This window comes from Pseudomonas sp. A-1 (assembly GCF_004801855.1).
In the GTDB taxonomy this organism is placed as follows: domain Bacteria; phylum Pseudomonadota; class Gammaproteobacteria; order Pseudomonadales; family Pseudomonadaceae; genus Geopseudomonas.
The window spans coordinates 1-8,459 of record NZ_SSTC01000123.1 but is presented as its reverse complement, the minus strand read 5'-3'; the positions used below and the strand labels follow the sequence as shown (position 1 = coordinate 8,459).

The window sequence follows — 8,459 nt, the reverse complement described above, 5'->3', positions numbered from 1 at the left end:
CGGCGACCTCGGCCAGCGCGCCCGCGACAGCCTGCTGCGTGAGCCGCCGCTGCGCGAGCCGGCGGCCGTGCGCAGCCCGCGCGACACCCAGCCGGTGATCGTGCGCAAGCCGTCGCGCAGCGACCGCCTGCCCACCGCCGAGCAGCTGGAACAGCTGGAGCAGGAAAACCGCCCGCGCAGCGAGAAGCCGGCGCTGCTGACCCGCAACAAGTAAGCGCCCGCGCCGCTCCTGCGGCGCAGTCGCTGCCGGAAACGACAACGCCGCCCATTCGGGCGGCGTTGTCGTTCAGGGACGGCGCGTTACTGGCGCACGCCCTCGACGGAGATGATCAGCTCGACTTCCTGGGAAGCCGGGCCGAGGTCCTTCTGGATGTCGAAGTCCTTGAGCTTGAGCCTGGTGCTGCCCTCGAAGCCGGCGCGGTAGCCGCCCCACGGATCCTGGCCTTCGCCGATGAACTTGGCGGCGATCACCACCGGCTTGGTCACGCCGTTGAGGGTCAGGTTGCCGGCGATGTCGGCGGTGCCCTCGCCGGTGGACTTCACGCCGGTGGACTCGAAGGTGGCGGTCGGGTGCTTGGCCACGTTGAGGAAGTCGGCGCTGCGCAGGTGCTTGTCGCGCTCGGCGTGGTTGGAGTCGACGCTGGCGGTCTTCAGCTCGACCTTGACCTTGCTCTCCTCCGGCTTGGCAGCATCGAAGCTGAAGCTGCCGTCGAAGTCCTTGAAGGTGCCGTACAGCCAGCTGTAGCCGAGGTGGCTGATCTTGAAGTTGACGAAGGCGTGCTGGCCTTCCTTGTCGATCTTGTAGTCGGCGGCCATGGCCTGGGCGCCGAACAGCAGGGAACCGAGGCTCAGGGCGAGCAGGGATTTCTTCAGCATGGTGGGACTCCGTTGCAGTCTAGGGGTCATTCGGCGCGGCCCAGCATGCGCTTGAGGGTCGCGTCGCGGTCGATGAAGTGGTGCTTGAGGGCGGCCAGGGCGTGCAGCACGGCCAGGCCGATCAGGCCCCAGGCCAGCCAGCGGTGCACGAGGCCGGCGATGTCTTCCTGGCCGTCGATGCCGCTGAGGGTGGCCGGCACGCTGAACCAGCCGAACACCTCGATGGCGCGGCCGTCGGCGGTGGAGATCAGGTAACCGGAAACCATCAGGGCGAACAGCCCGAGATACAGCAGGCCGTGGGCCAGCGCGGCGCCGGCGCGGGTCTGCGCGCTGTAGCTGGCCAGCGCCGGCGGCGGCGGGCTGACCAGCCGCCAGACCACGCGCAGCAGCATGGCCAGCAGCAGCAGGATGCCGATGCCCTTGTGCAGGTCGGGGGCGCGGCGGTACCAGCTGCTGTAGTAGTCGAGGCCGACCATCCACAGGCCGAGGCCGAACAGGCCGAACACCGCCAGGGCGATGCCCCAGTGCAGGAGGATGCTGACCAGCCCGTAGCGGCGGGCGGAATTGCGCCATTGCATGAGAAGGATTCCCGTTAAAAGCGAGAAGCCAAGACTAGCAACAAACCCATCGATATAAAGCGGAATTTCTGGTTCAAAACAATTCGAATGTCCGATGGATCCGCGCCTCTGCCCATCCCTGCGGCCCCGGGGCTACACTGTGCGCCCTGTCCGTTCGAGGAGCGCCGTCGATGAGCCGCAATCAACAGTGGATGGAGCGCGATCTGGCCGTGCTCTGGCACCCCTGCACACAGATGAAGGACCACGAGCAGCTGCCACTGATCCCGATCCGTCGGGGCGAGGGCGTGTGGCTGGAGGACTTCGACGGCCGGCGCTACCTGGATGCGGTCAGCTCCTGGTGGGTCAACGTGTTCGGCCACGCCAACCCGCGAATCAACGCGCGCATCAAGGAGCAGCTGGAGAGCCTCGAGCACGTGATGCTCGCCGGCTTCAGCCACCAGCCGGTAATCGAGCTGTCCGAACGCCTGGTGGCGATCACCCCGCCGGGCCTTTCCCGGGTGTTCTACGCCGACAACGGCTCCTCGGGCATCGAGGTGGCGCTGAAGATGAGCTTCCACTACTGGCGCAACGCCGGCCGCGACGGCAAGAAGCGCTTCGTCACCCTGACCAACAGCTACCACGGCGAAACCGTGGCGGCCATGTCGGTGGGCGACGTGGCGCTGTTCACCGACACCTACAAGCCGCTGCTGCTGGACACCTTCAAGGTGCCCAGCCCGGACTGCTACCTGCGCCCGGAGGGGGTGAGCTGGGAGGAGCATTCGCAGGCGATGTTCGCCCACATGGAGCAGACCCTGGCCGAGCATCACGGCGAGATCGCCGCGGTGATCGTCGAGCCGCTGATCCAGGGCGCCGGCGGCATGCGCATGTACCACCCGGTGTACCTGCGGCTGCTTCGCGAGGCCTGCGACCGTTACGGCGTGCACCTGATCGCCGACGAGATCGCCGTCGGCTTCGGCCGCACCGGCACCATGTTCGCCTGCGAGCAGGCCGGCATCACCCCCGACTTCCTGGTGCTGTCCAAGGCGCTGACCGGCGGCTACCTGCCGATGGCCGCGGTGCTGACCACCGACGACGTCTACCAGGCGTTCTACGCCGACTATGCCACCCTGCGCGCCTTCCTCCACTCGCACACCTACACCGGCAACCCGCTGGCCTGCGCCGCCGCCCTGGCGACCCTGGACATCTTCGCGCAGGACGACGTGATCGAGCGCAACAAGGCCCTGGCCGCGCGCATGGCCAGCGCCACCGCGCACCTCGGGGACCACCCGCACGTCGCCGAGGTGCGCCAGACCGGCATGGCGCTGGCCATCGAGATGGTCGCCGACAAGGCCGGCAGGACGCCCTATCCGTGGCAGGAGCGCCGCGGCCTCGCCGTCTACCAGCACGCCCTGGCGCGCGGCGCGCTGCTGCGACCGCTGGGCAGCGTGGTGTACTTCCTGCCGCCCTACGTGATCACCCCCGAGCAGATCGACTTCCTCGCCGAGGTGGCCAGCGAGGGCATCGACATCGCCACCCGCGAGGCGGTCCGCGTGAGCGTGCCGGCCGGCGGCCCGGCGACCTTCCACGATCCGGGCTGACCTGCAAGCGGCGCACGGAAACCGGTAAGCTAGCCGTCTTTCCGTCGCCGTCCGCCGCTGCCCACCATGCGTCTATCCCGTTTCTTCGTCGATCTCCCCCTGTCCCTCGGCCGTTTCGATCTGCCGGAGGCCCAGGCCCACTACATCGGCCGCGTGCTGCGGCTCGCCGCCGGCGACGCCGTGCAGCTGTTCGACGGCAGCGGCCGCGAGTTCGTCGGCGAACTGGTCGAGGTGGGCAAGAAGAACGTGCAGGTGGAGCTGCGCGAGCAGCTCGCCGGGCTCGCCGAGTCGCCGCTGCACATCCACCTCGGCCAGGGCCTGTCGCGCGGCGAGCGCATGGACTGGGCGATCCAGAAGGCCACCGAGCTGGGGGTCGCCGAGATCACCCCGATCGTCAGCGAGCGCTGCGAGGTACGCCTGAAGGACGAGCGCGCCGACAAGCGCCTGGCCCACTGGCGCCAGGTGGCGATCAGCGCCTGCGAGCAGTGCGGCCGCTCGGTGCTGCCGATCATCCATGCGCCGCTGTCCCTGGCCGAGTGGCTGGAGCAGACCGCCGCCGAGCTGAAGCTGGTGCTGCATCCGGTCGCCGAGCCGCTGACCGGCCATGCCCGCCCGGCCTCGCTGGCCTTCCTGATCGGCCCGGAAGGCGGCCTGAGCGACGCCGAGGTGGCGCAGGCGCAGCGCGCCGGCTACCAGGCCGCCCGCCTCGGCCCGCGGGTGCTGCGCACCGAGACCGCGCCGGTGGTGGCGCTCAGCGTGGCCCAGCAGCTGTGGGGCGACTTCTGAACGCCTGCCCCTGAAACGCCACAGGCCCGCAGATGCGGGCCTGTGGCGTTGCGGCGGTTCAGCTCAGATCAGGCCGATATCGGCCAGCTTCTGCTCCAGGGCGATCAGATCGGGGATGCGCGCCAGCTCGCCCTCGACCAGCGCCGAATCCAGCTCCAGCGCGGCCAGCGGGGCGCCGGCGCTGGCCAGCTGGGTATCGAGCCTCTGCGGCCGCGGGATGCCCTGCACCAGCAGGGCGAAGAACTTCAGTTGCGGCCGGCCGCCGATGGCGTTGATCACCGCGATGCGCGCCCCGCTGCCCACCGGTGCCGGCGGCTTGCCGCTGGACGCCGCCTCGAAGGACAGCAGCGGCAGGCGCAGGTCGCGCCAGATGAGGTCGCCCAGATACCAGTCCGGAGTCCCCGGATGCGCCTCGACCGGACGCTGGTTGATCAGCTCGGCCAGCGCCACGCTGGGCAGCAGCAGGACGCGGTCGCTGAGCGGCAACAGCAGGGTGTTGAGGGTTTGTTGTGCCGCGCCGGCGGTGACGGGGGCTGCTTGGCTCATGGCTGACTCCTGCTCACTGGTCGTACTGCTCGGCCAGGCGCACCACCAGCGCCTCGGCCAGCTCGCGCGGGGTCGCGCTGAAACTGCTGTGGCCGCCGTCGCGCAGGCTGTCCGGCATGCTCGGGCAGGCGCAGCTGTCGGCCTTCTGGGTCCAGATCAGGCCGCCCTGACGGCGCAGATAGGCGGCGGCGGCGCTGCCGTCGCTGCCCATGCCGCTGAAGGCGATCACGCCGCAGCAGGACGGGAACTGCTGGGCCAGGTTGAGCATCATCTGGTCGATCGACGGGCTGTAGGGCTCCGGCCAGGAGCGGTCGAGGATGCGCATGCAGCCATCCTCGTCGAAGGCCAGCTCGTGGCTGATCGGCGCCACCACCACCTCGCCGCAGCGCACCCGGTCGCCCTCGCGGGCCAGGTTGACCGGCCACTGGCTGTGGCGGCCGACCGCCTGGGGCAGGCGCTGCTCGAACGACGGATCGATGTGCTGGGCGTAGATGAAGCCCAGCGGCAGGCCGCCGGGCAGGGCGTCGAGGAACTCCTTGACCGCCTCCGGGCCGCCCAGCGAGGCCGCCAGCAGCCACACCTGCTCGGCCGGTTCGCCGATGGCCAGCGCCGTCTCGGCCAGCGCTTCCGGCAGGTTGAGCCGCGGCGGGCGCTGGCCGTTGGCGAGCAGCGCCTCCAGGCTCGGGCCGACCGCGCGGGCCGGATCGCCGACCAGGCGCTTGAGCTTGCCGAGCAGACGCCGCTCCCAGCGGGGGTAGTGCTCGGAGCTGCGCTCCGGAGCCTGTCCCTCGCCGAACAGCACCGGGGCGCTGGCCTGCTCGAGGAGCCGGTCGATCAGCGGCGAATCCTCCAGCTGGGCCAGGTCGACCAGCCACAGATCCGGCATGCAGGCGCTCAGCTGCTCGTCGTCGAGACGCAGCGGGTCGCTGTTGAGCAGCACCTGGTAGCCGTTGGCCTGCAGGGTCTGCTGCAGCACGTGGCGCTGCAGCGAGGTATCGGCGATGACCGCGACGCGGCCGCTGCTACGTTCACTCATGACGACCTACCAGCTGCTGGATCTGCTCGAGCAGCGCCGCTTCCTGATACGGCTTGCCGAGATACTGGTTGACTCCGATGGCCAGCGCGCGCTCGCGGTGCTTCTCGCCGGTCCGCGAGGTGATCATGATGATCGGCAGGTCCTTGAGACGCTCGTCGTGGCGCACCAGGGTGGCCACCTCGAAGCCGTCCATGCGCGGCATCTCGATGTCGAGCAGCATCACGTCCGGCACCACGTCCTGCAGCTGGGCGATGGCGTCGACGCCGTCCTTGGCGGTCAGCACCTCCATGCCATTGCGCTCGAGCAGGCGCGTGGTCACCTTGCGCACGGTCACCGAGTCGTCGACCACCATGACCAGCGGCGGGCGCTGCTTGTCGGCGCTCTCCGTGCCGAGGCGCGCCACACCGGCCTGCCTTGGCAGCTGCTGGGCCTGGCGGGCACGCAGGGTGGCCAGCAGGTCGAGAATCACCACCACCCGGCCGTCGCCGAGGATGGTTGCGCCGGAGATCCCCGGCACGCCGGAGAACTGCGCGCCGAGACTCTTCACCACGATCTCGCGCGAGCCGGCCAGGCTGTCCACCTGCACCGCGGTGGCGTATTCCGCCGAGCGCACCAGGATCACCGGCAGCGGCAGGCTCTGCGCCGCCAGCTTGGGCTGCTGGCCGTTGTTCAGCAGCTCGCCGAGATACTTCACCTGGTACTGCTGCCCGGCGTACTCGAAGCGCGGTGCGCCCGGCTGGTAGTAGGCCTCCAGCTCGTAGGGCGAGATGCGCACGATGCCCTCCACGGTGTTCAGCGGGATGGCGTACAGGTCTTCGCCGGAGTGCACCATCAGCGCGCGGTTGACCGACACGGTGAACGGCAGGCGCACCAGGAAGCGGGTGCCCTGGCCGGCGACCGAGTCGATGCTGACCGAGCCGCCGAGCTGCTTGACCCCGGAGGCCACCACGTCCATGCCCACGCCACGCCCGGAGATCTGGGTGACCTTGGCGGCGGTGGAGAAGCCGGCCTCGAGGATGAACTGCAGCACCTCGTAGTCGGACAGTTCGGACTCGGCGGCCATCAGGCCGCGCTCGACGGCCTTGCGGCGCACTGCAGCGATGTTCACCCCGGCGCCGTCGTCGGCCAGGGTCAGCAGGATGTCGCCGCCCTCGCGGCTCAGGCTCAGGCGGATGGTGCCCGCCTCCGGCTTGCCGGCGGCGCGGCGCACTTCCTGCGCCTCGATGCCGTGGTCGACGGCATTGCGCAGCATGTGCTCCAGCGGCGCCACCATGCCTTCCAGCACGCTGCGGTCCATCTCGCCTTCGGCGTTGTGCACCACCAGTTCGACCTGCTTGCCCAGCTCGCCGGCGACCTGGCGCACGATGCGGCGCAGGCGCGGCACCAGGCGGTCGAACGGCACCATGCGGGTGCGCATCAGGCCTTCCTGCAGCTCGGTGTTGACCCGCGCCTGCTGCAGCAGCAGGGTCTCCGCATCGCGGTTGCGCGCGGTCAGGGTTTCCTTGAGGTCGAGCAGGTCGGAAGCCGACTCGAACAGTGCGCGCGAGAGCTGCTGCAGCTGCGAGTAGCGGTCCATTTCCAGCGGGTCGAAGTCCTCGTAGCCGGCCCGCTCGCTCTCGGCCTGGTAGCGCGAGAGGATCTGCGCCTGGGTTTCGGTATCCAGGCGGCGCAGCTGGTCGCGCACCCGTTCGATGGTCGCTTCCATCTCGCCGAGGGTGAAGGCGGTGTCGTTGACCTGCTGCTCGACGCGCCCCCGGAAGATCGAGGTCTCGCCGGCCAGGTTGACCAGCGCCTCGAGCAGCTCCGCCGGCACCTTGACCAGCTCCTGCGGCGCGCGACGCGCAGCGGCCTCGGCAGCCGCCTGCTGGGCACGCTGGACGAAGGGCAGCACCTTGCGCGGAACGTCGTCGCGCACCGGGGTGAGCCGCTGCACCAGCGGCTCCAGGCGCGGCGCGACCGGCGCAGCGGACGGCTCCGGCCCTTCGGCCGCCTCGCTGGGCAGCCGCGTGCGCAGCTGCTCGACATCGGCCAGCAGGCGCTCGTAACCGCTCTGCAGGGCCGGGAACAGCGAGGCCAGCGCGCTGCTGTCGGTCGCGGCCGCGTTCAGGTGCTGCTCGAGTTCGAGGGCCAGCTCGCCCAGATGCCGCAGGCCGGCCAGCCGCGCACCGCCCTTGAGGGTGTGCAGCACGCGCAGCAGGTCGTCCAGCGGCGCGGCACCACGGCCTTCCCAGCTGCCGAGTGCGGACTCCAGCGCCTCCAGCAGGTCGCCGGCCTCCTCGAGGAACAGCGACAGCACATCGCTGTCGCTCAGCTCCGGAGTGAGGAAGCCCGATTCGTCATCGTCCGCCGCACTGTCGTCGAGCGGTTGCCCGGCCTGCGCCAGCGCATCGAGCGGCGCCGCGCAAGACGCGGCAGCCTCGGACAGGACCGGGGCGGCAGGCTGGCGGGTATCGCCGCCCTGCTGCCCTTGCCGGCGGAAGCGACGGATCGCCTCGATCAGTTGTGCGCCATCGGGCAGCGCTTTGCCGCTGCGCAAGGCCTCGAGCATCAGGGCCAGGCGGTCGTGGCTGTCGTGCAGCAGACCGAACAGCGAAGACTCCGCCTGCAGGCGGCCATCGCCGAGGCCTTCGTAGAGGTATTCCAGCTCGTGAGCCAGGTCGCCGACCTCGCTGACCTCGGCCATGCGCGCACCGCCCTTGAGGGTGTGCAGATCGCGCTGCAGGGCTTCCAGGCCCGGACCGCGGGCGCCTGCCTCGATCCAGCGCTGCAGGGCCTCGCCGGCGGAGTCGAGGATGTCGAAGCCTTCCTCGAGGAAGATCTCCACCAGCTCCGGGTCGCGCTCGACCACCAGGCTGCTCTGCAGGTCGGCCTGCAGGGCCGCCGCATGCTGCGATGCAGCGGGCAGCGCCGGAGCCTCGGCGGCCATCGGCTCGGCGAATCCGCGCTCCTGGGCCAGCGACAGTGCCAGGAAGTCCAGGTCCGTGGCTTCGGCTTCGGCTTCGGCTTCGGCTTCGGCTTCGGCTTCGGCTTCGGCTTCGGCTTCGGCTTCGGCTTCGGCTT

At 70.1% G+C, this 8,459-nt stretch carries 7 protein-coding genes and 1 pseudogene; 3 read left to right on the top strand and 5 right to left on the bottom strand.

Annotated features, from left to right (window positions below):
* Nucleotides 1-214: pseudogene (locus E5198_RS19190) on the top strand (DEAD/DEAH box helicase); the annotation flags it as partial.
* A gap of 86 nt (nt 215-300) precedes the next feature.
* Here the strand turns inward: E5198_RS19190 and E5198_RS19185 are convergent.
* Both E5198_RS19185 and E5198_RS19180 read right to left on the bottom strand, forming a co-directional pair.
* Nucleotides 301-876, bottom strand: coding sequence for a YceI family protein (locus E5198_RS19185; protein WP_136491540.1), 576 nt, complete (start codon nt 874-876; stop codon nt 301-303).
* Between the two features lie 26 nt (nt 877-902).
* On the bottom strand, nt 903-1,454 hold the full coding sequence (locus tag E5198_RS19180; RefSeq protein WP_136491539.1) for a cytochrome b: 552 nt from the start codon (nt 1,452-1,454) through the stop codon (nt 903-905).
* 170 nt (nt 1,455-1,624) lie between these two features.
* On the opposite strand from E5198_RS19180, the gene E5198_RS19175 reads away from it, so the two are divergent.
* Nucleotides 1,625-3,031, top strand: a complete 1,407-nt coding sequence (locus tag E5198_RS19175; protein ID WP_136491538.1) for an adenosylmethionine--8-amino-7-oxononanoate transaminase — start codon at nt 1,625-1,627, stop codon at nt 3,029-3,031.
* A 66-nt stretch (nt 3,032-3,097) separates the two neighbouring features.
* Nucleotides 3,098-3,817, top strand: a complete 720-nt coding sequence (locus tag E5198_RS19170) for a 16S rRNA (uracil(1498)-N(3))-methyltransferase (protein WP_136491537.1) — start codon at nt 3,098-3,100, stop codon at nt 3,815-3,817.
* Between the two features lie 63 nt (nt 3,818-3,880).
* On the opposite strand, the gene E5198_RS19165 is transcribed toward E5198_RS19170, so the two are convergent.
* From E5198_RS19165 to E5198_RS19155, 3 genes are all read right to left on the bottom strand, one after another.
* Nucleotides 3,881-4,363, bottom strand: coding sequence for a chemotaxis protein CheW (locus E5198_RS19165; RefSeq protein ID WP_136491536.1), 483 nt, complete (start codon nt 4,361-4,363; stop codon nt 3,881-3,883).
* Nucleotides 4,364-4,376: 13 nt separating this feature from the next.
* On the bottom strand, nt 4,377-5,399 hold the full coding sequence (locus E5198_RS19160) for a chemotaxis protein CheB (RefSeq protein ID WP_136491535.1): 1,023 nt from the start codon (nt 5,397-5,399) through the stop codon (nt 4,377-4,379).
* Nucleotides 5,392-8,459 (bottom strand): response regulator (locus E5198_RS19155; RefSeq protein WP_136491534.1); only part of this gene is annotated, 3,068 nt, incomplete at its 5' end. The genes E5198_RS19160 and E5198_RS19155, both read right to left, overlap by 8 nt.

Coding starts and splice junctions, on each gene's coding strand:
- E5198_RS19185 (WP_136491540.1), bottom strand. CDS start 876: ATGCTGAAGAAATCCCTGCTCGCCCTGAGCCTCGGTTCCCTGCTGTTC.
- E5198_RS19175 (WP_136491538.1), top strand. CDS start 1,625: ATGAGCCGCAATCAACAGTGGATGGAGCGCGATCTGGCCGTGCTCTGG.
- E5198_RS19180 (WP_136491539.1), bottom strand. CDS start 1,454: ATGCAATGGCGCAATTCCGCCCGCCGCTACGGGCTGGTCAGCATCCTC.
- E5198_RS19160 (WP_136491535.1), bottom strand. CDS start 5,399: ATGAGTGAACGTAGCAGCGGCCGCGTCGCGGTCATCGCCGATACCTCG.
- E5198_RS19170 (WP_136491537.1), top strand. CDS start 3,098: ATGCGTCTATCCCGTTTCTTCGTCGATCTCCCCCTGTCCCTCGGCCGT.
- E5198_RS19165 (WP_136491536.1), bottom strand. CDS start 4,363: ATGAGCCAAGCAGCCCCCGTCACCGCCGGCGCGGCACAACAAACCCTC.